We start from the raw sequence: 25,982 nt of genomic DNA on the forward strand, positions 1-25,982 counted from the left end.
CAAACTTAAATTACATTGTTAAAGATCATCCTATTTTTCGCAACAACTGTGTCACTTAAATTGGACGGGAATTATAGAACTTTTTTCTCTCTTTGTCAAGAGGATTTACTTTAAATAAACTTAAATTTGTTAATTTATGGTTTGATGTTGTAATTCTAGGTTAAATGAGTTAAATTAGACTATATTCTTTTAGTCTAAAAATGAAATTTTATTTTCATTAGTAAATATACATCACATTATAGATACTCTTAAAAATTGCATACTAATATAGTTATAATATGATATAATAAGTACTAATATAAGAGATAAAGGCTATTTATTATGACAAAAGAAAGTTTTATTGCAAGACTTAAAGAATTAAATTTATCAAGCAAAGATTTTTCCACAATTGCAGAGGTACCTTATTCTACTATTGGTAATTGGGGATTTAAATCAAATGATAAGATAATACCTGTTCCTAAATGGGTAAGTCCATTTTTAGTACATTATGAAAAATCTATTAAGTATGATTATATAAAAAATGAAATATTTGATGTTATGAAAGAATTGGAGAAGAAATAGATATGTTTGGTAAGTATTTATATATAACAAGAATCTTTTTATTTTTACTTTATTTTATTACTCCTATGTTTATATTTATTAATGCTCAAACTAAGTTAGAATATTTTATTGCTTTTTCTATTTTAATTATGGGCTTTGCTTTAAACTATCTTATTAACAACGTAGGCAATAGGAAAGTTATTGAGTTTTTAGAAAGGTGGCTTTAGAAATTGTTTTAAGTGATTAAATTTAAACTACTTTTTCAATTTTATTCTATACTAAATATAGGTTAAAAAAGGAATATTTTAATAATTGTGAGTTTATTACTTTAGAACAAAAACTTCACTAATATTTTATCTGTATTAGTGATTATATATGATACGAAGGTTACAGATTAGAAAAAAAAATATCAAAATATAATCTTTTCATTCTCATTAAGATATTTGTACTTTAAAAATACATTATTTTTTTTAATATATTCTGCTGTAGTATGCGATATATGCATTAGAAAAGCATTTTTAACTTCAAGTTCATCTATTATTTGGCTCGCTTGTAAATAATTTAAATGATTTCCTGTCTTCTTTCTTTCATCATAGCAAGCATCAATAAACACATAATCTAATGAAAATGATTTTAGAAATTCCATACTTGTTTTACTAATTCCAGCGCAATCAGTTAAATAAGCAATTTTAGTATCTTTGTATTCAATTAAATATCCAAAAGTATTTTTTGAGTGCTTTAACGGAATTGTAGTAAATTTTATTTCATTTATTATTGTTTGACTAAAAGGCTTTATTTCATTATAAAAAAGCGAATGTTTATGTTTAAATAAATCAGAGAACCCTTGTTCATCTTTTGGATGGTAACAATTAATATTATCAAAGGAATGTCTAAGTCTTAAAAGACCTAAACAATGATCTGCATGAAAATGAGTAAGAAAAATAGCTGATATTTTTTTATTGTCAAAAATATTTGAAATATCTTCGACTCCTGCATCTATTAAAATAACCTTGTCTTCAATTTCTAAATATGCACAAGTTGATAAATTTCTCATATTATTACTTCTATATTCAGAACAAATAGAACAAGTACAATTATGTACAGGAATACCTGCACTATCTGCTGTTCCTAAAAATTTTAGTTTCATAGTTTACCTTTTTTCTTTTTCAGTTTTTCCAATATCAATCAATTTTATTAAAAAAACTGCAATTACAGTAACAATACTTAAGAAAATTGTTGAAAAAGTTCCACCTAGGGTTTCTAACATTAAAGCAAAAGTAAAAGGAACCATTGACATAACTATTAATCTAACATGATTTATTTTCCCCATAGTTTTTCCAAACCCCTCTTTTCCAAAAAGATATAAGGGTAATGTTCCTCTGACTATATCACTTAGGCCTTGACCTGCTCCATAAAGTATTACAAAATATAAAGCAGCATTTAAATTATATCCACTAAATAATAAACATAAAAGTCCAATTGCCATCATTGATATTGAGATACTTGCAGTTAACAAAGGTGTTGCTTTTGAAGAAAAACTCATAAGTAATATTCTTGAAAAAACTTGTGCTGGTCCAATTAAGGTTCCAAGAGCAATAGCAACACTTGCTTCAATACCAAAACTTTTAAATAATGATAAAAATTGTGTTTGCATAGCAGTAATAGGAATTGCAATTAGTGAGAAAGCAATAGATACTAATAAAATTGATCTTTTTTTATTACTACCTTCTTGATAAATACATTCTTCAAAACTTTTTTCATCAAAGTTTTTATTGTCAATTTTTAGATTCTTTTTCAGGACAAAATAATGAATAGGTAAGGCTAAAAAGAAATGAAATAGTGCAAGTATTTGATAAACCTCTCTCCAAGAAACAAGAGTTAAAAGATAGGATATTAAAGGCCAAAAAATTGTTGAAGCAAAACCTGCTATTAATGTAATTTGAATAATAGGAAGTTTTGCTTTAGTTCCTACTAATTGAGAAAAAGCTACAAAAGCTGCTTCGTATAAAACAAGTATTGAAACAGATTCTAAAAATAACATAGCTAGAATAAATTCTAATTTTGAAGTAATTAAAGATAATAAAAGTAATCCCATACCACAAAGAATTGAGCCTATACTCATAATTATTCTTGCACCTTTTTTATCTAAAAGTTTTCCAATAATAGGAACTAGAAAACCTCCTAATAAGATTCCCACAGATAATACACCAAAGATAAAAGAGTTTGTCCAGTTAAATTGTTTGGATAATTCTTCTGACATTATTGTAATAGAATAATACAAAGTACCATAACCAATAGTCATAGTAGTTCCAAGTCCTATAACAGATTTAACAGAGCCTTCAATAAATAATCTTGATAACAAACTAGTCCTTTATTCATTTTCTATTTTATTAAGTAATGCATCAAATCTTTGTATTGATTCTTTTAAAGAAGTAGAATTATCAAAATTAATTAAATTCTTTGCTTCTATTTTCTCATAACTACGAGATAATCTTTTTTCAATTTCTTCTTTTGTTTCTCTTCCACGAAAAATTAGTCTTTGTTTTAGTATTTCTTTTGGAATTGTTATATTAATTGTATACACATTATCATATTGTTCTTCAAAATCTTTAATTTTAGACCTTGAAATTGATATAACATTAACTCCTGTTGTAATAAGTCTTTTTGCAATACCATAAGAATTACCATGAGCATTCCAAGATGAAGCAAAATATGAATTATGTTTTAATAACAAAAAAGCATACTCATCTATATAATAATTGCTTTCATTTAAATCTGCTTTTCTTGTTATGTATCTTTGAACAAAGTTTAACTTAGAACTTAGTTTTTCTTGTGAAGAGCGTAAAAGTGTATCTTTACCTACTCCACTTGGTCCAACAATCAATATAATTTTTGTTTTCATTTTCCCTACTTTAAATATTTATACTTCTTAAAATAATCTAGTTAGTACTAAAAATTAAAACCTCTAATTGCATTATAAATTGATTCTCCATCTTTAATTGTCAAAACAACTTTTGGAATATATGTATCATCAATTACAATAATATCAGCTCTTTTACCTTCTTTTATAATACCTCTATCTTCCAAGTTTGCGTATGTTGCAGGAGTTGATGTTATCATTGAAAAACCTTTTGCAATATCTAAATTAGCATCTTCTTTCATTCTATAAACAGCTTGAAGCATTGATGTTGGATGGTAATCTGAGCATAAGTATTTACATACATCTTCTTTTACTAAATCAATTGCAGCAATATTCCCACTTTGACTTCCTCCTCTTACAATATTAGGAGCTCCCATACCAGTTGCTATTCCTTTTGAAACTGCATATTTTGCAACTTCTAAATCTAAAGGAAATTCAGAAATTTGAACACCAAGGCTAAGTAAACCATCAAGTTTTTCAATACAATCATCATCATGACTTAATAGTGTTAAATTATGCTCTTTTGCATATGAAACTAATTCATTGATTTTTTCTTCATTCTTATTTAACTTTTTACTAACAACATCATTAATTTCTTCTTCGTTTAAATTGTAATAATTTTCATAATATGTTTTAAATGATTCCAATGATTTAAATTGACCTTGACCAGGACTGTGATCCATTAAAGATAGCATTTTTACCATTGCATTTTTAATCACTTCTTTAATAGGTTCAACCGCTTCTTCTGAACTAAGCTCAAATCTTGCATGTACAAAATTATCAACACCTAAATGTTTTTTATTTGCCTTATTTATTTCTTTTATTTGTTCAATTGCTAAATCAATACTTCTTTTCTTTTTAGGATTATCTTCAAAACCAATAGCATGAAACATTGTAGTAATTCCTGCCATTGATAGTTTTTTATCTAATTCAGCAATAGCTAGAGAAACAGGGAAAGTAGCACCATGTCTGGGTTCTATTTCTTTTTCAATTGCATCTGAATGTAAATCTACAATTCCTGGAGCTATTTTTTTATCTCCTAAATCAATTGCCACTTCATTTTCTTTATATTTATCAATTCTTTTTATAAATTCACCTTGAATTACTATATCAGCAGGAACAAACTCTTCATTTATTAATACATTTTTACTTCTTAAAATTGTTTCCATTTTACTTTACTCTCTCTAATTCATAAATTCTATCACTAATAATTTTCATTGCTTCAAGGTCATGGAAAATACCAACCATTGCGACACCTTGTTTTTTTAAATCTTTTAATTTTTCTACAACTTTCATCGTATTTGTTTTATCTAATGATGCAGTTGGTTCATCTAATAAAAGTAATGATTTTGGTGCAATAATACCTTTTGCAATATTTACACGTTGTTGCTCTCCACCTGAAAAAGTCAATGGTGATAAATCAAAAAGTTCCTCTCTTATTGATAAATATGATAGTAGATCTTTTGCTTTTTCTCTTGATGATATTTCACTCTCACCTTTAAAGATAAGTTGTTCAGATACAACATCAACTGCACTTACTCTTGGTAAAATTTGTAAGAATTGAGAAACATATCCAATTTCTGATTTTCTTAAATTTAATATCTCACTTTCACTTGCATTTGAAATATCAATATTACTTCTATCATCTCTTGTAAAAATGATACTTCCTGATGTTGTAGTATATGTTCGATATAAAGTTTTTAAAATAGATGATTTTCCTGCACCACTTGGTCCAAATAAAGATAAAAACTCTCCATTTTTAACAGTTAAATTAATATTTTCAAAACCTTTTACTTCAATACTTCCTCTTGTGTGTACTTTAAAAGTTTTATTTAAATCTTTTACTTCTAATCTAATCATCTTTTACCCTTATAATATTGAAGACACAAGTAGTTGTGTATATGAATGTTGTGGATCTTCTAAAACTTGATCTGTTAATCCACGTTCAACTATTTGACCATTTTTCATTACAACTGTAATGTCTGTTAAGTGTTTAATAACACCTAAATCATGTGAAACAACAATCATTGCAAAACCAATTTCATGTTGTAATTCTTTTATTAAATCAAGTATCTTTGCTTGAACTGATAAATCAAGTCCCGTAGTTGGTTCATCTAAAAGTAATATCTTTGGATTTGAAGATAGTGCTTTTGATATTTGAATTCTTTGTTGTTGTCCACCTGAAAAATATTCAGGATAATCATCAATTCTACTTACTGGTATTTCTGTTTTTTCTAAAAAATATAATGCTCTTTTTCTTATTTCATCATACTTTTTATTTCCACTCATAATTACTTTTTCAGCAATATTTCCACCTGCTGAAAACTTATAATTTAATCCTAATCTGGGGTTTTGATAAATCATAGACATCAAAGAATTTCGCAAATATGATAGTTCATTCAAATTTGCATCTAAAATATTTTTTCTATTCCCTTCTTTATCTACAAAATCTTTTACAAAAATATCACCAAGACTTGCTTTTTGATCTTGATATATTAATTGTAATAATGTAGATTTCCCAGAACCACTCTCACCTACAATTCCTAAAACTTCACCTTGTGATAAAGTTAAATTTACATTGTTAACTCCAACTACACTTTTACAAGAAGGACAAATTGAACTGTTGACATCAGCTCCTGTTTCTTCTAGACATTTTGGGCAAAATCTACCAAAAACCTTAGAAACATTTTTCATATCAAGTATCATTTATTTTCCTTACTTTTTAAATTTGTATCACAAAAATCTGTATCATTACAATAATAATGTATATCTCCATTGTCATCATAAACTTCATCTAAAAAGCTATGTGTACTTCCACATCTTGAACAAACTTTATTTTCAAAACTCTCAACTTTAAACTCTCTATCTTCAAACTTTAAAGGTACTACATTTGTATATGGAGGAATTGCATAGATTTTCTTTTCTCTTCCTGCTCCAAAAATTTGTAAGGCTTTACAATTATTTAATTTTGGTGTGTCATATTTAGGAATGGGACTTGGATCCATTGCATATCTATTATTTACCATTACTGGATATCTATTTGAAATTCTTGAATCTCCAAATTGTGAAGTATCTTCATATAAAAGAACCCAAAGTTTTGAATAATCAGCATTTGCATGAAGCAATTTTGCTTTTGAAATATTAGGTTCAACTGTTTCTAAAATATCTGGCATAGGAACTTGAAATACTAAAGTTTGATTCTCTTCTAAATGTATTTCAGGAATTCTATGTCTTGTTTGTATAATAGTTGCATCTGTTGTACTTGTTGTTGTATTTACTTTAGTAACTGATGATATAAAGTTTCTAATGTTTACTGCATTTACAGAACCATCACAACCTTGATCAATTACTTTTAAATTATCTTCTTCATTTATAATTGCAAGTGTAACTTGAAGACCACCTGTTCCCCATCCTCTAGCAACTGGTAATTCACGTGATGCAAAAGAAACAATATATCCAGGAATTGCAATTGCTTTTAAAATAGATCTTCTAATTTCTTTTTTTGCTTCTTCATCTAAAAAGGCATATCTCATTTTCCTTCTCCATTTTCATTTTCTTCTACATATTTTTGTGCTGATTTAAAGATTTGATAATCTGTTTGGAAAGTCACATAATGTGGTAATTTAAAGTGATTTGTCATTCCAAATGACTCAATTCCATCTAAATGATGCATAATCATGTCAAAATCTGCTGCAACAATATGTTCTCCACCCACTGAATAATGTGAATTATAAAGTGATAAATCAATCATAGACATAGAAATAGCTTTTGTTTCATTCTTCCCAAAGCAAAATCCAAATCCAGTTGTTAGTTTTGTATCACCATTTTCATCTTGATTAAATGTCCCAACACATTCAACACTAGTTACTTCAACACTTCCAATTTTTACTTCATTTTTTGTAAAAGGATGAGTAAATTTAATATCTAATTCCCCAATACGTAAATCACCAATAGTAGGATGAATATCTCCATATCCTCTCATTGTTGTATATCCAATACAAAGTAAGGAACCAGATTCTCCTCTACTCATAACTTGTAATACTGCTGATCTTGGATATGGTGCATTTGGATAATTTCTTGTAATATCCCAAGTTTCATCTTCTTTTGGTAAAACTTTTATCAAATTATCATTTCGTAAAGGTGTTAATGCTGATTTAATTACGTTATCTTCATTTGAATACTCTTCAATATCTACATCTTTATTTTTCAAATCAAGTAATAATTTAATCTCATAATCATTTGATGGCCCTAATAATTGTCCACCTTCAATATCTTTAAATGCAGAAGAAATTCTTCTACTTAATCTCATATCATTTACATCAATTTCTTTAGCTATTCCAATTCTTTGACAAGAACTTCTGTGTGCTCTTAAGAAAAAAGAAGCATTTAATAAATCCCCTGCACTTCTTTTAATAGCTTTTGCAGCTAATTTTTTAGAATATAAAGAACCTTCACTAATTACTTTATCAATTGAAAAAGTTAAACCTTCAATAAGATTTTTATCTTCTATATCATTAGCACTTGATGTTACCTCATCATAGAAATGTAAAGAGTTTTTAATTGCCTCTTCTCCACCTTTAATTGCATAGTAAGCCATTATAAAATCTCCAGTTTAGTTGTTCTTGATATTGCTAATATCTCATTTTCTTCATTTAAAAAGAAGACTTCATTTCCTAGGGGAAAGTATGAATTTTTTTCATTAAATGAATTTACAAACGATTCATTAATCGGTAAAGAAATATCTTTTCTTTCATTTATTCCAGGTCCAGTAAGTCTTACATTTAAGCCCTTAAAGTTTTTACATTTAACAATATACGTACTTGAACGCTCAGGATCAATAGATGTTCCTATTTTCCCTTGGTTAAAAATAAATTCATTTAATTCATCACAAAAAATATAATCTGCATTTTTTGTATCTGCTTCTTTAGGATTTGTAATTGCTTTAATTAATTCAAACTCTTCTTTACCTTCATAGTAAAAACTAACTTCTGAATATAAAAGAGTATTTGCAATAGCTAAAAAAGATGAGTTAAAAAGCTCTTCAATTTTTTCAATTTTTCCAGGCATTGATAATACATTCATCATTGATCTAAAATTTTCTCTATTTAATTTTTCTATATCTACTGATTTCATTTCTAACCTTACATTAAATCAAAAGAGACTCTAGTTGAGTTAACTTTTCTATTTGTTTTTTTAATATTTTCTTCTTTTATATTTTTTGCATCTATTAGTAAACTTTCAATTTCTTCTTTACAAATATTTGCTTCAAAAGATGCATCTAAAACTGCTGTATATAATGATATTTCTTCATTTAAATCCATTACCATTGACCAACCTTTTACTTCTTCAACTTGAACAATTGTAGAAGTTACAAGCACTTCACCTGCGTAAAAACTTCCGCCTGAAATTGGATCTTGTACAGGAACTAAAAGCGTTTGCTCTGTTGCTTGTGTTAAAATCTTTACTTTATGATTCTCTTCAATTTTTTTATATAATTTTTCTAATTTTTCAATTTGCACTAATTGTGCTAAATCATTTATTTCTTCTCTTTTCATTTTTTAAATAAACCTTTTTCTAATTAATGCACTCATTTTGTCTAAAGCCCAAACAGTTAAAACAATAACAATAATAATCGTACAAACATCACCGTTTTCAAAAGCTCTCATTTTGTCAAATAAGTAAAACCCAATTCCACCAGCTCCTACAAAACCAAGTATTGAAGCTGATCTTACATCTGATTCAAATCTATATAAAACCATCGATACAAAATGAGGCATTGTTTGTGGAATTACTGCAAATATTAATACTTTAATAAATCCAGCACCAGTTGTTGTTAAAGCTTCAACAGGACCTGGATCAATTGCTTCATTTCCTTCACTTAAAAGTTTTGATAATACTCCTGCTGTATGTACACCTAAGGCTAAAATACCTGCCATTGGACCAAGTCCTACTGCACTTACAAAAATTAAAGCCCAAATAATTTCATTTATAGATCTGAAAATATTTGATATTAAAGTAGCACTTCCATATATCACTTTTTTTGAAAAAATATGGATAGGAGATTTTCCTGGAATTAAAATATCAAGTATATTTCTTGAACTCATATATGACAATGGAACTGCTACTATAATTGATAAAACAAGGGCAACAACTGCCATTTGTATAGTTTCAAGCATTGACAAAGCATACGTTAATAAATCATCACTATTTAAATTAGGCGGAAAGAAACCACTATTTTCAATATTTGGATTTCCTTTTATATATTCAAGCATATATTGCCAACCATCAATTAATGAAGTAAAGCTCATATCTGTATCTTTCCAAGATTGTATGAAAATCAATAATAAAATGATTATCACTATTGATTTAGAAAAAGAAAATGGGTTACTCTGTGCTTTTAACTCGTCTATATTCATGTTTTGTTTCCTTGGAAGTTTAAGTAGGCAAGAAATGCCCACTTTATAATTTGGTTATTTTTTCTTTTTTAATTCGTTTTTTAATTTGATTAATTCTCTTACTGGATTATAAACAGAATCATCACCTTTAATAAATCCTTTATTCTTAAGTCTTTTTAATCCTTCTGGATCGTTATAAGAAAGGAAAGCACCTTTTAAAGCCATTTTTAAAGAAGTTGGTAAATCTTTTCTAGCTGCAATTGGAGCACCTGGAATTAGGTCTGAAGTCCAAAGAATATTAAATTGATCTTTTTCCCAATGTTTTCCTAAACCTCTATTGAAGTCTAAATTATTTGTAGATGCTGCATCAACTTTTCCAGCTTTAACTGAAAGAATAGAAGCTTCATGCCCACCTGAATAAATTACTTTTGAGAAATATTTTTTTGGATTTATTCCTGCTTTTGAAAACATAACAGTAGGAACTAAAGTTCCAGAAGTTGATTGAGAAGAAGTAAATGCCCAAGTTCTACCTTTTAAGTCTGCTAAAGTTTTTAAACCAGAACCTTTTTTAGTAATAATTGTTCCTACATAACCTGGTAATCCTGATTCTCCATCAACTTCAACAACTAAAGCTTCTGCATTTGCTCTTTTTGCAGCTTCAACATAAGATTTTGGCCCTAAGTAAGCAAAATCAATATGTTTATGTTGCATTGCAGTAATAATACCTGTGTAATCACCTGCTAATTTCATTTCAACTTTAATTCCTAAAGATTTAGAAATATAATTAGTTAATGGTCCGAAGTTTTCTTTCATTGAAGTAGAACCAGCTACTGGAATTACACCAAAAACAAGTTTCTCTGGCCATTTTTCTTGAGCCATCATAGATGTAGTTGTTAGACCTAATACGATCGAAGAAGATATAATTTTCTTAATAAATTTCATTTTAATTCCTTGTTTTAAATGTTTTATTATGCTTTTTCATTGTTAGCATATATTTTTTCAACTAACTCATCAGTTAATTTCTCGCTTTTATCATCAAACACTACTGTTCCATTATTGACACCAATAATTCTGTCACAGTATTCATTTGCATACTCCAAATGATGAAGGTTAGCAATTACAGTTACCCCATAAGTTTCATTAACCTTCTTCAATATACTCATAATCTTTTTTGCACTCTTTGGGTCTAAAGCAGAAACAGGTTCATCTGCTAAAATAATCTTTGGTTCAGCGGCCAATGCTCGTGCAATTGCTACACGTTGTCTTTGACCTCCTGAAAGTTCATCACACCTTTTTAATGAGTGTTTTGTCATATCAACAATATCCATGTATTCTTTTGCTTTTTGTAACTCCTTTTTTTTATAAAGTTTAATAATTGCTCTTGTAAGTGGTATATCTTTTAACGTTCCACTTATTACATTATCTAAGACAGATATTCTGTCAACTAAATTGTAACCTTGAAAAATTACACCAATCTGCTCTCTTAATTTAATTAAGTTCTTTTTTTTAATATTTTCTAAATCATAATCTAAAACTTCAAATTTTCCATCAAATACTTTTATTCCACCAGTAACTGCCATTAATAAAGTAGACTTACCTGCTCCACTAGGACCTATAATTCCAATAAATTCACCTTTTTTTATTTTAATACTTACATCGCTTAATATTTTTTCTTTTTTATAACCTAATGTAAGGTTTTTCATTTTTATCATTTATAATTCTCCTAAATTAGATTAAATCGACTTTTATTTTTACTGCATCTGCCCTTGAATATGATGTTCCAAATTCAACAAGGTTGCCATCTTGATCTTTTGAAATTGTACTTGCACTTAAGATTGGAGTATTTGAACGTAAATTAAGTAAAGAGCTTAATTCTGATGTTGGGTTTAATGCTTCGAAAACTGTTGACATTTTTGTTATTTTCATATTTGGATAACATTTATTTAAAACTTTATATAAAGAAAAAGGTTTCATATCTAAATGCTTTATCATATCTCTAAAAACATATGCATCAAAGTAAGAATAGGAAACAGTTATTGGCAAATCATTTGCAAACCTAAGAAGTTTAATTTCTATTACATTTAGATTTTTATTTAATCCTAGTTTTTTTGACACTTCAAGATTTGGTTCAATAATATCAACACTTAAAACTTTAGTAGTAGGTTCATAACCTAAATCTAATATTCGTTGTGTATATGAACTTTTATCTGAGATAGAATAAGGAATCTTTATATTAGAAATATAATTACCTTTACCTTTTAATGTATAAATAAAACCTTCATCTTTTAGTAATTGTAAAGCTTGTCTTACTGTATGTCTATTAACATTAAATTCAGATGCAAAAGTATTTTCTGATGGTAATTTATAATTAATATTATATTTTTTATTCTCAATATTTTCTAAAATTTTATTATATAATCGTAGATATAATGGTCTATCAAAACTCTTCATTTCATTTCCTTTATCTTGTCTATACAAGCTGAACGTTGGAAGTATAAAACAGTAGAATTACACTTTAGTTACATCTTGTATATACAAGTTATATCTCTTGTATAGGTAGATGCCAAATTGTCAGTTATGAAAAAGCACTAAAGGATATGATAAAAATAGATGCAGAGGAATTTACAAAAGATATAAAATCAAGTAAAAGTATCGGCGAAGAGAAGCTGTATTTGTAGTAGAAATAAATTCTCATTTAGCTCAAAATCTAAATAAAGAATCAAAAACAGAAAAAAGACTTTAGTTCACACAATAAATATCATATTTAACTATTAGTTTTGACTGTTTTATTCTATTTTTGGTGGATAATATAAAAGGACAAAGCAAAATATTAAAACTGAGGATATTAAGCACTTCTAATATTTGATTCAATTTGTTCAAAAAGTTTATCTTGAAAATAACAAAAAATGATTTAATATTATTATGTTAAAAGAGTATATCCCCTATTTGAGGATGCTTTTATAGTAAGCGTTGTCATTTTTTTCCTTAATCTTCTTATTAATGTCCGAATTGCATCAATTGAAGCATATTCACCATTCCAAACATAATTTTGGATACTTTCATATGTAACTAACTTATTTCTATTTGTTGAAAATAAGTTTACTAATAAGTTTTCTTTCTGAGTTAATTCATTTTTAATATTATTAACTGTTAGTGTGCTTTCAGCAAAATTAAATACACACGTGGAATTTAACGAAATTTCTTTCTTAGGTATATTACATAATTTATCTATCTTAATTTCTAATTCATCTATATAAAATGGCTTTTTTAAATAATCATTACAACCAAAAGCATAAGATTCCTTTATAATATCAAGTTCAACAGTAGAAGAAATTATAATTACTGGTGAATCTTCATAAAATTCTCTAATCTTTTTAAGAATTTTAATTCCATCAATATTTGGAACATGAATATCAAGAAGGAAACAGGCATAACCATCGGTAATACTATCATAGGCATCTTGTCCACAAATAAAGGAATGAACCTTATATCCTTTTAGTTCTAATTTTAATTTAATCGTTTCATTTAAAGTTTTATTATCTTCTAGTAACAGAATTTTCATATTAAGACCTTATTATTTTAGGTATTTTTATTGTAAATATTACATTATCATTATCATTTTTAACTAAAATTTTTCCATGTATTTTATCTTCAATAATTGTTTTTGCCATATATAAACCATATCCTGTCCCATTCTCTCTTGTCGTAAAAAAAGGGTCAAATATTTGATCTATAATTGATTCGTCAATAACTCCTGCATTATCAATTATTTCTATAATATTTAGATTTTTATTACTCTTTAATCTAATTGTAATTATTCCATCAAAATTAATTTCTTTATATCGTTCTATTATTTTATTTTTAGCATTATTTACAATATTTAATATAACTTGCTTCAATTGATTTTTATAAGTAAATGTTAAAAATTCTTCTTCTTTATTATAATCAAAAATAACATTTATATTAAAATAAAATATTTGTTTGCCAACAATATCAAAAATTTCAGAGATTGCATTTTTTAAATCAAACTCTTCTTTTAATGTAGATGGTTTTAAAAAGTTTCTAAAGTCATTTAATGTTTCAGACATATATTGTATTGGAACCATAGACTCTGATACAAAATTAGAAATTTTCTTTTTATTAATTTGATTAGTTGAATAATATAATTCCATTTTTTGAACCTGCGCTGAAAGTTCAACTAAAGGTTCATTCCATTGATGAGCAATTGATGCAATCATTTCTCCCATCTCTACAAATTTACTTTGTTGAATAAGAATTTCTTTTTCTTTAATTCTTTCGGTAATATCTGTCATAATACAAACAATACCTTCAACTACACAATCAGTATTTTGACAGACTGCTTTACTCAATTTATAGTACCTCAATTCACCATTTTTTCTTATGAAATGAACTTCATCTTCATAAGGCTTTAATGTTTTCATTATTTGCTTGTCAATTAATTTATTTCTATCTGCGGCACTTTTAGGAAAGAAATCATAGGCAGATTTACCTATGATTTCTTTTTTACAAGTATTTGTTAATTCAGAAAAGCCTCTATTACATCTTATAAAATCACCTTTTACATCTTTATAATATATTGGGTTGGGTAAAGCATCCAATAATACATCCTCAAAATTTAATTTTTTTTCTAAATCATAATAGTATTTTTTATTCATTTACATTCCAATTCATATTTATAAAAATTGTATCATAAATAAAAATATTATTTTACTTTTTTCAATAAAATAGCTGTTCCCATTCCTCCACCGATACATAATGAAGCTAAACCGTAAGTAAAATCTTCTTTTAGCATCTCATGAACAAGTGATACTATTATTCTATTTGCACTTGCTCCAACAGGATGTCCTAAAGCTATTCCACTTCCATTTATATTCATTTTCTCTTCTAAAATTTCATCTGTTAAATTTACTTTTTCTTTAAGTAATTCAAAAACTCCTAGAATTTGAGAAGCAAATGCTTCATTAATTTCAAGAACATCTATTTCATCGATAGAAATACCTGTTTTATTTAAAAGTTTTTCAATAGCATAAGCAGGGCTTAGTCCCATCAACGAAGGTTCAATTCCTACTTGGGCAATATCTATTATTTCAACTAATGGTTTTAAATTATATTTTTTAATAGCATCTTCTGATGCAATTAATGTAAAACTAGCACCATCATTTATTCCAGATGAATTTCCAGCTGTTACTGTTCCTTCTTTTTTAAAAGCTGGTCTAAGTTTTGCTAATTTTTCTAAAGAAGTATTTCTATTAATGTATTCATCTCTATCAAAAATAATATCACCCTTTCTTGTTTTAACAACAATAGGAGTTATCTCTTGTTTAAATTTCCCTAAATCATCTGCTTCAATAGCTTTTCGTTGAGATTCAAGGGCATAACTATCTTGTAACTCTCTCGTAATATTAAATTTTTCTGCAATATTCTCAGCAGTAATACCCATATGGTATCCTTCAAAAGCATCAGTTAATGCATCACTCATAGAATCAATAAGTTTCCCATCTCCTAACGCTTTTCCAGACCTTGTTTTTGGAGAAACTAAAAAAGGAGCTTGGGACATATTTTCAACACCACCAGCAATTATTACATCTTTTTCTCCAGATTTTATTTCAGCAACTGCATTCATAACTGCCTTCATACCCGAACCACATAGCATATTTACAGAATAAGCAACCGTCGAGTTAGGGATTCCCCCCAATATTGAAGCTTGTCTTCCTACTCCTTGTAAATGTCCTGCACTTAAAATATTTCCTACAATTACTTCATCTACGATATTATTATCAATATTTTTAGTTAAATCTTTTATAACTTGACCACCTAAATCTCCTGGTTTAATATCTTTTAAGCTTCCAAGGAAACTCCCAATAGCACTTCTCTTTGCTTCAACTATATATACTTTCAACATATCTCCTTTTATTATTTTAATGCAACAATATAAGTTGCAGGTGTTTGTTCTTTAATTTCTTCTAGTGTTGTATTACCCATAAGTTCAGTTAAATGTAATTTCCCATCAACATATTCAAATACACCTAATTCTGTTATTAGCATATCTATTACACTTTTTCCAGTTAAAGGTAAAGTACATCTTTCAAGAATTTTAGGTGCTCCTTTTGCTGTATGTTGCATTGCAACAATTACTTTTTTTACACCACTTACTAAATCCATTGAACCACCCATTCCAGGTACAAATTTTCCTGGTATAGTCCAACTTGCTAAACTAGCTTCTTCATCAACCTCTAAAGCCCCAAGGACAGTAATATCTATGTGCCCACCTCTAATAATTTCAAAGGAACTAACCGAGTCAAAAAATACACCTCCAGCTTTTAGTTTTACATAGTTTCTACCTGCATCAATCATATTTTCATCTATATCATTTTCTTCTGCTTTATCCCAAAGTCCTGCAAAACCATTCTCTGAATGTAAATTAATTTTTATTTCTTTTGGTATATAGTTCGCAACTAAAGTAGGTAATCCAATCCCTAAGTTTATGAAATCACCATCTTTAAATTCTTTTGCAACTCTATTCGCAATTATTTTCTTTGCTTCCATTTTTATGCCTTTATAATATGATTTATATATACAAATGGAGTATGGATAGTATGAGGATCTATTTCTCCATTTTCAACTAACTCTTCAACTTCAGCAATTGTTACTTTTGCTGCACCTGCCATTGGAACATTAAAATTACTCGTTGCACCATGATAAACCAAATTCCCAGCTCTATCTCCAATTTGTGCTTTAACAATTGCTAAATCTAAATAGATTGGTTTTTCTAATATATAATCTTTACCATCAATAGAAATAGTAGTCTTACCTTCTTGAACGAAAGTACCTATACCTGTTTGAGTTAAAACACCACCTAAGCCAGCAGTTGCAGATCTTAATCTTTCAGCCAATGTTCCTTGAGGTACTAGTTCTAATTCAATAAAGCCTTCATTAACTTGTTTTTGAGTATCTTTATTAGTACCAATATGACTAGCCATTAATTTAGAAACTCTTTTTTCTGTAATAAGCTTTCCAATTCCTTGAGCTTCAAAAAAAGTGTCTGTTGCTACTAAAGTCAAATTTTTAACATCTGTTTTTAGTATTTCATCTATTATATTATGTGCATTACCACAACCTAAAAATCCACCAATACCAATAGTCATACCATCTTTTAGAAATTTTCCAACTTCAGTTATATCTAATTCTTTGTCCATGTATCTCTCCCTTTAATTACATTTACTTTGAAAGTATATGAATAAATAATGATAAACTTATGGCAAATTAGAATTTCTAATAATAAGTTACTTTAAATAGTAAAAATTTATTTTTTTGATTTTTATAAGAGTAGTTACTACATAAAAAATTATGTAGTAATCTAGTTATTTTTTATTTTCTAAGACTTGAAAAATTTTATCAGGGATGGGTATTGCTTTATAATTTTTCACATAAACTAGTACAACATCAAATGTACAAATAAGTTCATTATCTCTTACAATACTATGCTTTAAAATCACTGATGTATTTTTTCGTTCAACAATTTCTGTTTTAACTTCAATTATATCACCCAAAAAGGCAACTTGAACAAAATCACTAACAATATGTCTTACAACAAAATGTTCATCTTTATTATTATTTTTATGAAAACCTTCTTGAAAGAAAAGTTCTGATCTTGCTCTTTCACAATATTTTATAAAATTAGTATGATAAACAATACCTGCTGCATCTGTATCTTCATAATAAATTCTAATTTTCATCTAAGCTTCTTTTATAACAGCAATTGTTAATCTTGAAACACAAACCATTTTCTTCGTTTCTTTATGGAATATTTTGATTTCCCATACTTGGGTAGTTCGTCCAATATGAATAGCTGTTGCAATTCCTAAAACACTCCCATCTGAAAAACCTCTTAAATGATTCGCATTTATATCTAATCCAACAACAGTAAAACCTTCCCTTGCTGCTAATAATCCAGCAAGGCTACCTAATGTCTCTGCAAAAAGTACAGAAGATCCACCATGTAGAATACCTTGTATTTGATGAGTTCGCGTATCAATTGGCATTTCACCTTCTAATGAATCTTCACCAATTTTAGTAATTTTAATTCCTAAACTTTCTATTGCTGTATTTTTACCCATTTCATTGAGTTCTTCTAATGAAATTTCTTTATTCCAAATATTCATAATTATTCTCCTAATATTCTTTTATCTTGTTGGAATTGGTGTATCTGAAGAATAATCATAAAAACCTTTTCCTGACTTTACTCCATACCAACCAGCTTCAACATATTTCACCAATAATGGACAAGGTCTATACTTAGTATCAGAGAATCCTTCATAAAGAACATTCATAATTGCTAAACAAGTATCTAATCCAATTAAATCTGCTAATTGAAATGGACCCATTGGATGTGCCATTCCTAGCTTCATTGTAGTGTCAATTGATTTTATATCACCAACTCCTTCATGTAAGGCATATATTGCTTCATTTAACATAGGAATTAAAATTCTATTTGATAAAAAACCAGGAAAATCTTTTGAAACAGCAACAACCTTCCCTAAAGACTCTGCAAATTGTTTTGATGTCTCAAACATTTCATCTGTAGTTGCAATGCCAGGTATTATTTCCACTAACTTCATTACAGGAACTGGATTCATAAAATGTAAACCAATAAATTTTTCTGCTCTATCAGTTGTAGATGCTAATTTTGTAATAGAAATACTTGATGTATTTGTTGATAATAAACAATCTTTTTTTATATGTTCTAATACTCCTTGAAATATTTTTACTTTTAAGTCAAAATTTTCTGTAGCAGCTTCAATTACTAAATCAACATTTTTAAGAGCTTTTGAATCAGTATTTGTTGTTATTTTACTAATAGCTTCATCCATCTTTTCTTGAGATATTTTATTCTTTTGTACTTGTCTATTAAGATTCTTTTCAATAGTCTGCATTGCTTTATTTAATGCTTCTTCTGCAATATCTATTAATACAACTTTATACCCTGAAAGAGCACAAACATGTGCTATTCCATTTCCCATTTGTCCTGAACCAATAATCCCAACTTCTTCTATATTCATAATTTTTCCTTTTCTAAATTTTATATTTTTAACTATTTTTTAATAACCAAATAGTCTCTTTAGCTTGCGATTTACGTTTTAAACCACTTGGAATATTAATATTCTCATTAAGTAATGTAATCTCATAATATTCCAAATAATGTAGTTGAATTTCATGATAAGGAACTGAAAAAGGTGGTCCTTTCATTATATTTTGATCATAGTCATAACTAATTAATAATTGAGGTGCTACATTTGTAATATCTAATAAATGAGATACATAATTCAAACGCATATCCTCAGGGAGAGCAACTAATGCTGCTCTATCATAAATAGCATCAATATAACCAATCAACTCCTTTGTTAATTCAAAAAAATCACCTACAAAAATATTTATATTATCAGCACTGTAGGAAAGAAAGTTTTTATACTTTGATATTGTAGGAATGATATTTAAATCAATAAATAAAGAATCAATTGCTGTTTTATTTAATTCAATACCAACAATATGATATTCATTTAACAATAACCATTTTATATCTAATGTTTTTCCACATAAAGGTACAAATATACGTTTTCCTTTTGATAAATTTAATTCATTAAAATGATTAACTATCATAGGGTTTATTTCCTTCATATGAAAAGCTATTTCATTCTTTTCCCATCGCTCATTCCAAAAATTAATATCCACCTTACTTCTCCAAACTAACTATTATGATAATTTATTTGTTAGAATTGGAACAAACTGAAGTACATCAGCAACAACTAGAATATCTGCAACCTCACTAATTGGAGCATCTTTATCTGTATTAATTGCAACAATAAATTCAGATTTTTTCATCCCAGCTAAATGTTGTATAGCCCCTGAAACACCGCAAGCTACATATAATTTAGGAGAAACAGTCTGTCCTGTGGTACCAACTTGGTGACTTTGATCAACCCATTCATTATCAGCAACTGGTCTACTAGCACCTAATTCACCACCAAATTTATCTGCTAAAGCTTGAATGATTGGGATATTATCTTTTTTACCAACTCCCCTACCTGCTGTAACTATTATTTCTGCTTTTGTTAAATCTAAACCTTTTTCTTCCGCTTTTTCATATCCAACAAAATTTATATCTGATGTAGTACTTATTGATATATTTTCAATTTCAGGAACTCCAACAGAATCATAAAGAGGAGTAAAAGCACCAGCTTGAATTGTAATAACAGTCTTTGAAGTTTTAGATTTTAGTTCTCTTCTCAACTTTGAATTACAAGAAGGAACAATAAAAGAATTGTCCTTATACTCAACAACCTCTGTCAATTGTGTTGCTTTTAATGAAGTAGCAACTCTAGGAGCTAAATCCCAGCCAAAAGAAGAATGTATAAATACTATTAAATCTGGGTTTTCTTTTTCAATAACATCTAAAATCAATTGTTTATGAGTTGAAGGGTTATACTCCCCTAGTTCATTGGCATCTGCTAAGTAAAGCTTGCCATCAAACTTTGGGACATCTGATTCATAACCAATAGCTACCATTACTTTTTCTGATTCTAATTTATCTGCAAATCCTATTAAATCGTAAGTAACATCCAACAATTTATTTTCTCTATATTCTCCAACTAATAATAATTTCATAATAATTTCCTTTTAAAGAACCGAAGTTTTTTCTTTTAATATTGTAATTAATTTATCTGCAAGCTCTGAAGTATCACCTTCTAAAATAAGACAAGCACCACTTTTCTCTGGATAGTAAAAATTAAGTGTTTCATTTAAACTATCAGTACTTGATAACTCTAAACTATCAATAGTTAATAGTTCTTTCTTTTTTGCTTTCATAATATTAGGTAAAGTAGGATATCTTGGAGTATTAAGTCCTAATTGACAAGTTAATACAACAGGAGTATCTACTTTAATAATAGACTTTAATCCACCTTCTAGTTCTCTTTTAACAGTAATGCTATCGTTATATTCAAAATCTGCTATTGTAGATACGCAAGCAATATTTAACAATTCTGAAATAATAACACCAACTTGTGCAGATCCTCTATCTTGTGATTGCATTCCAGTGAAAATAATATCAAACTCCTTATCTTTAGAGAAATCAGCAATTAAGCTTGCAATTTGTGAAGAATCTTTTATATATGATTCTTCATCTTCAATATGAATAGCTCTATCACATCCCATTGCTAGAGCTTTTTTTAAAGCTTCCTTAACTCTATTTGGACCTACAGATAAAACAGTAATATCAACATCTGATAATTGTTCTTTTAGCTGAACTGCTTGCTCAATAGCATATTCATCATACTCATTTATACGATATGCTAAATCATTTTCATCAAACCAATTATTTTGAGCATTTACTTTAAATTTTGATTCCATATCAGGAACTTGTTTAATACATACAAGTATTTTCATTTATATATCCTTTATTATTTTTTTAGTCTTTCAACTATTATTTCTGATAAATCTTTTACTACAAGACTATCTTCACAATCTGCCATTTTAATTCCATCTTCAAACATTGTAAGACAGAAAGGACAATTAGAAATTAACGTTGGAGCCCCTGTCTCTTGAGCCATATTTACTCTATCAACATTAATCTTCTTATTTCCAAGATGCTCTTCGGCAAGAATTCTTCCACCACCTGCACCACAACAAGAAGTATCTTTCCTACTTTTAGTCATTTCTATAATATTTGCACCAGCAGAATTTAAAAGAGATCTAGGCTCTTCATCTATATCATTGTGTCTTACTAAATAACATGAATCATGATAAGTACAATCAAATTCTTTTTCTTCCATAGGAATTCTTTTTTCTTTTTCCAGTCTATTAAGAAAAACCGTATAATGCTCTACTTCTGTTTCAAATCCTAAATCTCTATAGTCTTTATTTAAAGTATTAAAACAGTGTGGACAAGTTGTTACAATTTTAAGTGCTTTATATTTATCTAGGTTTTGAATGTTTTCTTTTGCAAGTTCTTGATATAAATATTCATTACCCATTTTACGAATAGGTTCCCCACAACATTTTTCTTCTTTTCCTAAAATACCTACTTTAATCCCAGAAGCATTACATATTTCAACGAAATTCTTTGCAATTTTCTGATTTCTAGCATCAAAAGAAGCATAACATCCTACGTAATAAAGAACATCAACAGGATTTTCTATTATTTCATAAGTATCACTCATAATTACAACATCAAGTCCAATTGCCCAATCACCTCTTGATGCTAGTGCCAACCCCATAGGATTACCATTAACTTCAACATTATCCATGGCTTTCATAACTTCATCCCCAGCAAATTCACCTTCCATAAGAACAAGGTTTCTTCTAATATCTACGATTTTACTTACATGCTCATTTGCAGAAGGACAAATATCTTCACAAGCCCTACATGTAGTACACGACCAAATAGAGTCTCGACCAATATCTTCTATTAAATTTCGTTCTGGATCATTAAAAGCAGCATCGCCTATTTTATGGATTATACTCATTGGAGATAAAGGTTTTCCTGTTGCATTTGCAGGACAAATATCTTCACATCTATTACAACTTATACAAGCATCTGCATCAAAGATATCTTTCCATGTAAAATCTGCCACCTTAGAAGCTCCAAAAGTCTCAATATTTTCATCTTCCATATTTAAAGTAACAAGTTTACCCGTAGGTCCTGTATCTTTAAATACATAATTTGCTGTAATTGTAAACATATGTCTTAATTTAGTTAAAGGTATCACAACAAAAAAAGCAAGCACGATAAAAAGATGTACCCACCATAATATTTTATGTGTAAGTAATAAAGTAGTAGAATCTACCTCTGAAAGCATATTAGCTATAACCATACCAATAGGAGAAAAAATCATCCATTCTGGATTAGTTATAAGTTCAGTTGCAGCCATTCTTATACCCTCAATTAAAAATCCAGTAATTAAAATCAGATATAAAAGAATATGTATAATTGTATCCTCACGTGAAGTTATTAGGTTTTTAGGTTTAAAAATAAATCTTCTAATAAATAAAGCTGTCATCATTATTATTGCAACAAAACCTGCTATATCTAGAGATAGTGAATAAATTTTATAAAAATCACCTTTTAGAAAAACATAATCAAATAAAAGGTTAGTAATATCTGCTTGAACAAATACTAAAAATGTTCCAATAAATAAAATTATGAATGACCAAAAGAATATACTATGTGCAATTCCTGGACGACTATTTCTTCTAACTCTAATTTGTCCCATCATATTAGTAAGCATATACTTAATTCTTTTACCAATATTATCAGTTCTATTTAAAGGTCTTCCTAATTGATATACTTTGTATCTTTTATAAAAAAAATACACAACTAATCCCATTGCTAAAAAAGTAAACAAATACATTAATCCTATTGTTGTTGCATTATTACCAACATTCCAATATACTTCTCTAGTTATTTCCATAATCTTCCCTAAATTAAATTATATATATATTATTTTAGGAGTGAGAAATATTTCTACTCCTAAATCTATTACTTTATTAACATCTTACCAATGATTATTCTTTGAATCTCACTAGTACCTTCGTATATTTCTGTGATTTTTGCATCTCTATACATTCTTTCAACTTCATATTCACATATAAATCCATAGCCACCATGAACTTGAATTGCATCTTTTGTAACAAAAGTAGCTGTTTCAGAGGCAGAAAGTTTTGCCATAGCTGATTCCATAATATATGGTTTATCATTCTCTTTTAACCAAGCAGCTTTATAAATTAACAATTTACTTTGCTCTATTCTAACTTTCATTTCAGCTAATTTCATAGATACAGCTTGAAAAGCAGAAAGTGGTTTTCCAAATTGTTTTCTTTCTTGTGTATAATCAATAGATTTATCAAGTGCACCTTGGGCAATACCTAAAGCTTGTGCTCCAATACTTATTCTTCCAGCATTAAGAGTTTCCATGGCAATTTTAAAACCATCACCTTCTTTTCCTAATAAGTTTTCCTTAGGAATCCTAACTGAATCCAAACCAAAAGCTGTAGTGTAGCTACCTCTAATACCCATCTTTACTTCATTTTTAGTAACTTCAACACCTGGTGTTGATAAATCAATAATAAAAGCAGATAAGCCTTTATGTCCTAATGTCTTATCTTTTGTGGCAATTAAAATACCTGTACCTTTATATGCTCCATTAGTGATAAATATTTTAGAACCTGATATTACATAACAATCATCTTCTTCTTTATATTTTGTATCAATATTTACAACATCACTTCCAGCATTTGGTTCTGTTTGTAAAAAACAACCAATTTTTTTACCGCTAGCTAAATCAGGAAGATATTGTTTCTTTTGTTCCTCTGTTCCATAAGATAATATTGGTCCACAACATAATGATGTATGTGCTGCAATTAAAACACCTGTTGAAGCACAAGCTTTTGAAACTTCTTCTACTGTTAAAATGTAAGAAAAATAATCCATTCCTGCCCCACCATATTCTTCAGGAATATATGTACCCATAAATCCCAACTCACTCATCTGTGTAATCAAAGATGTTGGTATTTCATGTTTTTCATCAATTTCGATAGCTATAGGTTTTATCTCATTATCAACAAAGTCTCTAAGACTATCTACTAATACATTATGATCCTCACTGATTCCAAAATTCATTATTAACTCCTTATTTTTTATATAAATTAGTATATATAGAAAAGATGACATTAAAATGTCATAAGGAAGAATTATTTAAAAATTATGAAGAGATAAAGAAAGAAAACCTATTTTTAAATAAATAAATTCTTTACTCTTTATTTTGTATCTTAGAATCTATAAAGGGTAAAGATTTATTTTACGATATTAGAACTATCATCTCTTCAAAAACAACATTATTACTGTCATACTTACCTAAATGTTTTGATCTTTCAAGTAAACAATATAATATTAATCCAGTTGAAATTTTAAATGTAAAAGGTATATAGGAGATATTACATATATTCCTACTACTAAAGAATAGTTTTCTCAAGTAAGAATAATAGATTTATATTTAAGAAAGATGATAACTTAGATATTTTAATTATGTTTCTTAAGTATTATCAAATCATTTTATATTAAGAACTAATATAACTATTATTGCAGGAAATAACTTTTTTCATATTTCCTGCTTCTTTAAATAATGTTGTAACAATAAGATAAATTACAAAATAGTAAATAGTACCATGGTTGATACTACAATAAGAATTGTTCTATTAAAAGAAATAGCAAAATATTAACTACTAAAAGTTCCACTCAATTCTATTGTTCTTTATTAAAAATAGGTTCTCTTTTTTCAATAAAAGCAGAACAACCTTCTTTTTGATCAGGGAGATTAAAACACATCCCAAAAATATCTGATTCTCTAGATAAATAACAATCTGAATTCTCTAAATAACTATTCATAATTCTTTTTGTATATTTCACTATATCTTGACTCTTTAAAGCTATTTTATTAGCTAGGTCCATAGTGACTTCTGAAAGTTCATCATCAGTAATCTTGCTTACTAGACCTATAGTATAAGCTTCTTCAGCTTCTATAATTCTTCCAGTTAAAATTAGCTCTTTAGCTTTTTCTAGTCCAACATATCGAATCAATCTTTGAGTCCCTCCAAAACCAGGTATTAGTCCAAGATTTATTTCAGGTTGACCAAACTTAGCTTTTGTAGAAGCAATCCTAATATCACATGCCATTGCAAGTTCGCATCCTCCACCTAAAGCAAATCCATTTATACCTGCTATAAAAATTTTGTCTGATAACTCTATTTTCCTAAATAAAGCTGAGCCCTGATTGCTAATGTCTCTACCTTCATCTACGCTCAAACCTTCAAATTCTTTTATATCAGCACCTGCAACAAATGCTCTTCCTTTACCACTCATTACAATAACTGTCACCTCTTTATCCTTATTTATATTGTCAATTAATAATGATAATTCTTGAAGAGTTTCTTTATTTAGAGCATTTAATGCACTTTCTCTTGTAAAAGTTATTATTCCTACTTTATTATTTTTTTTATATTCTAAATTTCTATACATTTTATATCCTTATAATTAATTATAATATTAAACAAAG

At 27.9% G+C, this 25,982-nt stretch carries 29 protein-coding genes; 1 reads left to right on the forward strand and 28 read right to left on the reverse strand.

What is annotated here, in order from left to right:
- Nucleotides 1-321: 321 nt before the first annotated feature.
- Entirely contained in the window at nt 322-561 is a 240-nt protein-coding gene (locus tag D9T19_RS11105) for a hypothetical protein (protein WP_121628305.1), read from the forward strand.
- Nucleotides 562-949: 388 nt separating this feature from the next.
- Here the strand turns inward: D9T19_RS11105 and D9T19_RS11115 are convergent, their stop codons facing one another.
- From D9T19_RS11115 to D9T19_RS11250, 28 genes are all read right to left on the reverse strand, one after another.
- On the reverse strand, nt 950-1,687 hold the full coding sequence (locus tag D9T19_RS11115; RefSeq protein WP_121628307.1) for an MBL fold metallo-hydrolase: 738 nt from the start codon (nt 1,685-1,687) through the stop codon (nt 950-952).
- Nucleotides 1,688-1,690: 3 nt separating this feature from the next.
- On the reverse strand, nt 1,691-2,902 hold the full coding sequence (locus D9T19_RS11120) for an MFS transporter (RefSeq protein WP_121628308.1): 1,212 nt from the start codon (nt 2,900-2,902) through the stop codon (nt 1,691-1,693).
- A gap of 9 nt (nt 2,903-2,911) precedes the next feature.
- Nucleotides 2,912-3,442, reverse strand: a complete 531-nt coding sequence (locus D9T19_RS11125; RefSeq protein ID WP_121628309.1) for a nucleoside/nucleotide kinase family protein — start codon at nt 3,440-3,442, stop codon at nt 2,912-2,914.
- A gap of 47 nt (nt 3,443-3,489) precedes the next feature.
- Nucleotides 3,490-4,629, reverse strand: coding sequence for an alpha-D-ribose 1-methylphosphonate 5-triphosphate diphosphatase (locus D9T19_RS11130; RefSeq protein WP_121628310.1), 1,140 nt, complete (start codon nt 4,627-4,629; stop codon nt 3,490-3,492).
- 1 nt (nt 4,630) lies between these two features.
- The gene (gene phnL / locus D9T19_RS11135) at nt 4,631-5,320 is read right to left on the reverse strand and encodes a phosphonate C-P lyase system protein PhnL (protein ID WP_121628311.1); all 690 of its coding nucleotides are present in this window, start codon (nt 5,318-5,320) and stop codon (nt 4,631-4,633) included.
- A 9-nt stretch (nt 5,321-5,329) separates the two neighbouring features.
- On the reverse strand, nt 5,330-6,166 hold the full coding sequence (locus D9T19_RS11140; RefSeq protein ID WP_121628312.1) for an ATP-binding cassette domain-containing protein: 837 nt from the start codon (nt 6,164-6,166) through the stop codon (nt 5,330-5,332).
- On the reverse strand, nt 6,163-6,993 hold the full coding sequence (locus tag D9T19_RS11145) for an alpha-D-ribose 1-methylphosphonate 5-phosphate C-P-lyase PhnJ (protein ID WP_121628313.1): 831 nt from the start codon (nt 6,991-6,993) through the stop codon (nt 6,163-6,165). Before D9T19_RS11145 ends, D9T19_RS11140 begins: the two co-directional genes overlap by 4 nt.
- Complete coding sequence (locus D9T19_RS11150; RefSeq protein WP_121628314.1) at nt 6,990-8,057, reverse strand: carbon-phosphorus lyase complex subunit PhnI; 1,068 nt, start codon at nt 8,055-8,057, stop codon at nt 6,990-6,992. The genes D9T19_RS11145 and D9T19_RS11150 overlap by 4 nt, the downstream gene beginning before the upstream one ends.
- Entirely contained in the window at nt 8,057-8,593 is a 537-nt protein-coding gene (phnH, locus tag D9T19_RS11155; protein ID WP_121628315.1) for a phosphonate C-P lyase system protein PhnH, read from the reverse strand. Before phnH ends, D9T19_RS11150 begins: the two co-directional genes overlap by 1 nt.
- An 8-nt stretch (nt 8,594-8,601) precedes the next feature.
- Nucleotides 8,602-9,015, reverse strand: coding sequence for a phosphonate C-P lyase system protein PhnG (locus D9T19_RS11160; protein WP_121628316.1), 414 nt, complete (start codon nt 9,013-9,015; stop codon nt 8,602-8,604).
- A 3-nt stretch (nt 9,016-9,018) separates the two neighbouring features.
- On the reverse strand, nt 9,019-9,876 hold the full coding sequence (gene phnE / locus D9T19_RS11165) for a phosphonate ABC transporter, permease protein PhnE (protein ID WP_121628317.1): 858 nt from the start codon (nt 9,874-9,876) through the stop codon (nt 9,019-9,021).
- A gap of 54 nt (nt 9,877-9,930) precedes the next feature.
- Nucleotides 9,931-10,797 (reverse strand): phosphonate ABC transporter substrate-binding protein, encoded by an 867-nt coding sequence (phnD, locus tag D9T19_RS11170; protein WP_162984574.1) that lies wholly within the window; start codon nt 10,795-10,797, stop codon nt 9,931-9,933.
- Between the two features lie 26 nt (nt 10,798-10,823).
- Entirely contained in the window at nt 10,824-11,567 is a 744-nt protein-coding gene (phnC, locus tag D9T19_RS11175; RefSeq protein WP_121628319.1) for a phosphonate ABC transporter ATP-binding protein, read from the reverse strand.
- Between the two features lie 16 nt (nt 11,568-11,583).
- The gene (locus tag D9T19_RS11180; RefSeq protein ID WP_121628320.1) at nt 11,584-12,306 is read right to left on the reverse strand and encodes a GntR family transcriptional regulator; all 723 of its coding nucleotides are present in this window, start codon (nt 12,304-12,306) and stop codon (nt 11,584-11,586) included.
- A 469-nt stretch (nt 12,307-12,775) separates the two neighbouring features.
- Nucleotides 12,776-13,417, reverse strand: a complete 642-nt coding sequence (locus tag D9T19_RS11185; RefSeq protein ID WP_121628321.1) for a response regulator transcription factor — start codon at nt 13,415-13,417, stop codon at nt 12,776-12,778.
- 1 nt (nt 13,418) lies between these two features.
- A complete protein-coding gene (locus D9T19_RS11190) occupies nt 13,419-14,531 on the reverse strand; it encodes a PAS domain-containing protein (RefSeq protein WP_121628322.1) in 1,113 nt (370 codons plus the stop codon).
- A 47-nt stretch (nt 14,532-14,578) separates the two neighbouring features.
- Nucleotides 14,579-15,775: a thiolase family protein gene (locus D9T19_RS11195; protein ID WP_205588714.1), complete on the reverse strand. Its 1,197-nt coding sequence runs from the start codon at nt 15,773-15,775 to the stop codon at nt 14,579-14,581.
- Between the two features lie 14 nt (nt 15,776-15,789).
- The gene (locus tag D9T19_RS11200) at nt 15,790-16,422 is read right to left on the reverse strand and encodes a 3-oxoacid CoA-transferase subunit B (protein WP_121628324.1); all 633 of its coding nucleotides are present in this window, start codon (nt 16,420-16,422) and stop codon (nt 15,790-15,792) included.
- 2 nt (nt 16,423-16,424) lie between these two features.
- A complete protein-coding gene (locus D9T19_RS11205) occupies nt 16,425-17,072 on the reverse strand; it encodes a CoA transferase subunit A (RefSeq protein ID WP_121628325.1) in 648 nt (215 codons plus the stop codon).
- 165 nt (nt 17,073-17,237) lie between these two features.
- A complete protein-coding gene (locus D9T19_RS11210; protein ID WP_121628326.1) occupies nt 17,238-17,612 on the reverse strand; it encodes a YbgC/FadM family acyl-CoA thioesterase in 375 nt (124 codons plus the stop codon).
- On the reverse strand, nt 17,613-18,038 hold the full coding sequence (locus D9T19_RS11215) for a hotdog fold thioesterase (protein WP_121628327.1): 426 nt from the start codon (nt 18,036-18,038) through the stop codon (nt 17,613-17,615).
- 21 nt (nt 18,039-18,059) lie between these two features.
- Complete coding sequence (locus D9T19_RS11220; RefSeq protein WP_121628328.1) at nt 18,060-18,935, reverse strand: 3-hydroxybutyryl-CoA dehydrogenase; 876 nt, start codon at nt 18,933-18,935, stop codon at nt 18,060-18,062.
- Between the two features lie 28 nt (nt 18,936-18,963).
- A complete protein-coding gene (gene tmpT / locus D9T19_RS11225) occupies nt 18,964-19,605 on the reverse strand; it encodes a thiopurine S-methyltransferase (RefSeq protein WP_121628329.1) in 642 nt (213 codons plus the stop codon).
- 21 nt (nt 19,606-19,626) lie between these two features.
- The gene (locus D9T19_RS11230; RefSeq protein ID WP_121628330.1) at nt 19,627-20,538 is read right to left on the reverse strand and encodes an electron transfer flavoprotein subunit alpha/FixB family protein; all 912 of its coding nucleotides are present in this window, start codon (nt 20,536-20,538) and stop codon (nt 19,627-19,629) included.
- A gap of 12 nt (nt 20,539-20,550) precedes the next feature.
- Nucleotides 20,551-21,318 (reverse strand): electron transfer flavoprotein subunit beta/FixA family protein, encoded by a 768-nt coding sequence (locus D9T19_RS11235; RefSeq protein WP_121628331.1) that lies wholly within the window; start codon nt 21,316-21,318, stop codon nt 20,551-20,553.
- A 14-nt stretch (nt 21,319-21,332) separates the two neighbouring features.
- Nucleotides 21,333-23,342 carry a heterodisulfide reductase-related iron-sulfur binding cluster gene (locus D9T19_RS11240; protein ID WP_121628332.1) on the reverse strand — a complete coding sequence of 670 codons (2,010 nt, stop codon included), beginning with the start codon at nt 23,340-23,342 and terminating at the stop codon, nt 21,333-21,335.
- A gap of 68 nt (nt 23,343-23,410) precedes the next feature.
- Nucleotides 23,411-24,550: an acyl-CoA dehydrogenase gene (locus D9T19_RS11245; protein WP_121628333.1), complete on the reverse strand. Its 1,140-nt coding sequence runs from the start codon at nt 24,548-24,550 to the stop codon at nt 23,411-23,413.
- A 621-nt stretch (nt 24,551-25,171) separates the two neighbouring features.
- Nucleotides 25,172-25,945 (reverse strand): enoyl-CoA hydratase-related protein, encoded by a 774-nt coding sequence (locus tag D9T19_RS11250; protein ID WP_121628334.1) that lies wholly within the window; start codon nt 25,943-25,945, stop codon nt 25,172-25,174.
- Nucleotides 25,946-25,982 lie beyond the last annotated feature (37 nt).

Source organism: Poseidonibacter antarcticus (assembly GCF_003667345.1).
In the GTDB taxonomy this organism is placed as follows: domain Bacteria; phylum Campylobacterota; class Campylobacteria; order Campylobacterales; family Arcobacteraceae; genus Poseidonibacter; species Poseidonibacter antarcticus.

Excerpts from the sequence above, each read along its gene's own strand:
- D9T19_RS11105 (WP_121628305.1), top strand. The coding sequence starts at position 322 with ATGACAAAAGAAAGTTTTATTGCAAGACTTAAAGAATTAAATTTATCA.
- D9T19_RS11115 (WP_121628307.1), bottom strand. The coding sequence starts at position 1,687 with ATGAAACTAAAATTTTTAGGAACAGCAGATAGTGCAGGTATTCCTGTA.
- D9T19_RS11125 (WP_121628309.1), bottom strand. The coding sequence starts at position 3,442 with ATGAAAACAAAAATTATATTGATTGTTGGACCAAGTGGAGTAGGTAAA.
- D9T19_RS11130 (WP_121628310.1), bottom strand. The coding sequence starts at position 4,629 with ATGGAAACAATTTTAAGAAGTAAAAATGTATTAATAAATGAAGAGTTT.
- phnL (WP_121628311.1), bottom strand. The coding sequence starts at position 5,320 with ATGATTAGATTAGAAGTAAAAGATTTAAATAAAACTTTTAAAGTACAC.
- D9T19_RS11140 (WP_121628312.1), bottom strand. The coding sequence starts at position 6,166 with ATGATACTTGATATGAAAAATGTTTCTAAGGTTTTTGGTAGATTTTGC.
- D9T19_RS11145 (WP_121628313.1), bottom strand. The coding sequence starts at position 6,993 with ATGAGATATGCCTTTTTAGATGAAGAAGCAAAAAAAGAAATTAGAAGA.
- D9T19_RS11150 (WP_121628314.1), bottom strand. The coding sequence starts at position 8,057 with ATGGCTTACTATGCAATTAAAGGTGGAGAAGAGGCAATTAAAAACTCT.
- phnH (WP_121628315.1), bottom strand. The coding sequence starts at position 8,593 with ATGAAATCAGTAGATATAGAAAAATTAAATAGAGAAAATTTTAGATCA.
- D9T19_RS11160 (WP_121628316.1), bottom strand. The coding sequence starts at position 9,015 with ATGAAAAGAGAAGAAATAAATGATTTAGCACAATTAGTGCAAATTGAA.
- phnE (WP_121628317.1), bottom strand. The coding sequence starts at position 9,876 with ATGAATATAGACGAGTTAAAAGCACAGAGTAACCCATTTTCTTTTTCT.
- phnD (WP_162984574.1), bottom strand. The coding sequence starts at position 10,797 with ATGAAATTTATTAAGAAAATTATATCTTCTTCGATCGTATTAGGTCTA.
- phnC (WP_121628319.1), bottom strand. The coding sequence starts at position 11,567 with ATGATAAAAATGAAAAACCTTACATTAGGTTATAAAAAAGAAAAAATA.
- D9T19_RS11180 (WP_121628320.1), bottom strand. The coding sequence starts at position 12,306 with ATGAAGAGTTTTGATAGACCATTATATCTACGATTATATAATAAAATT.
- D9T19_RS11185 (WP_121628321.1), bottom strand. The coding sequence starts at position 13,417 with ATGAAAATTCTGTTACTAGAAGATAATAAAACTTTAAATGAAACGATT.
- D9T19_RS11190 (WP_121628322.1), bottom strand. The coding sequence starts at position 14,531 with ATGAATAAAAAATACTATTATGATTTAGAAAAAAAATTAAATTTTGAG.
- D9T19_RS11200 (WP_121628324.1), bottom strand. The coding sequence starts at position 16,422 with ATGGAAGCAAAGAAAATAATTGCGAATAGAGTTGCAAAAGAATTTAAA.
- D9T19_RS11205 (WP_121628325.1), bottom strand. The coding sequence starts at position 17,072 with ATGGACAAAGAATTAGATATAACTGAAGTTGGAAAATTTCTAAAAGAT.
- D9T19_RS11210 (WP_121628326.1), bottom strand. The coding sequence starts at position 17,612 with ATGAAAATTAGAATTTATTATGAAGATACAGATGCAGCAGGTATTGTT.
- D9T19_RS11215 (WP_121628327.1), bottom strand. The coding sequence starts at position 18,038 with ATGAATATTTGGAATAAAGAAATTTCATTAGAAGAACTCAATGAAATG.
- D9T19_RS11220 (WP_121628328.1), bottom strand. The coding sequence starts at position 18,935 with ATGAATATAGAAGAAGTTGGGATTATTGGTTCAGGACAAATGGGAAAT.
- D9T19_RS11230 (WP_121628330.1), bottom strand. The coding sequence starts at position 20,538 with ATGAAATTATTATTAGTTGGAGAATATAGAGAAAATAAATTGTTGGAT.
- D9T19_RS11235 (WP_121628331.1), bottom strand. The coding sequence starts at position 21,318 with ATGAAAATACTTGTATGTATTAAACAAGTTCCTGATATGGAATCAAAA.
- D9T19_RS11240 (WP_121628332.1), bottom strand. The coding sequence starts at position 23,342 with ATGGAAATAACTAGAGAAGTATATTGGAATGTTGGTAATAATGCAACA.
- D9T19_RS11245 (WP_121628333.1), bottom strand. The coding sequence starts at position 24,550 with ATGAATTTTGGAATCAGTGAGGATCATAATGTATTAGTAGATAGTCTT.
- D9T19_RS11250 (WP_121628334.1), bottom strand. The coding sequence starts at position 25,945 with ATGTATAGAAATTTAGAATATAAAAAAAATAATAAAGTAGGAATAATA.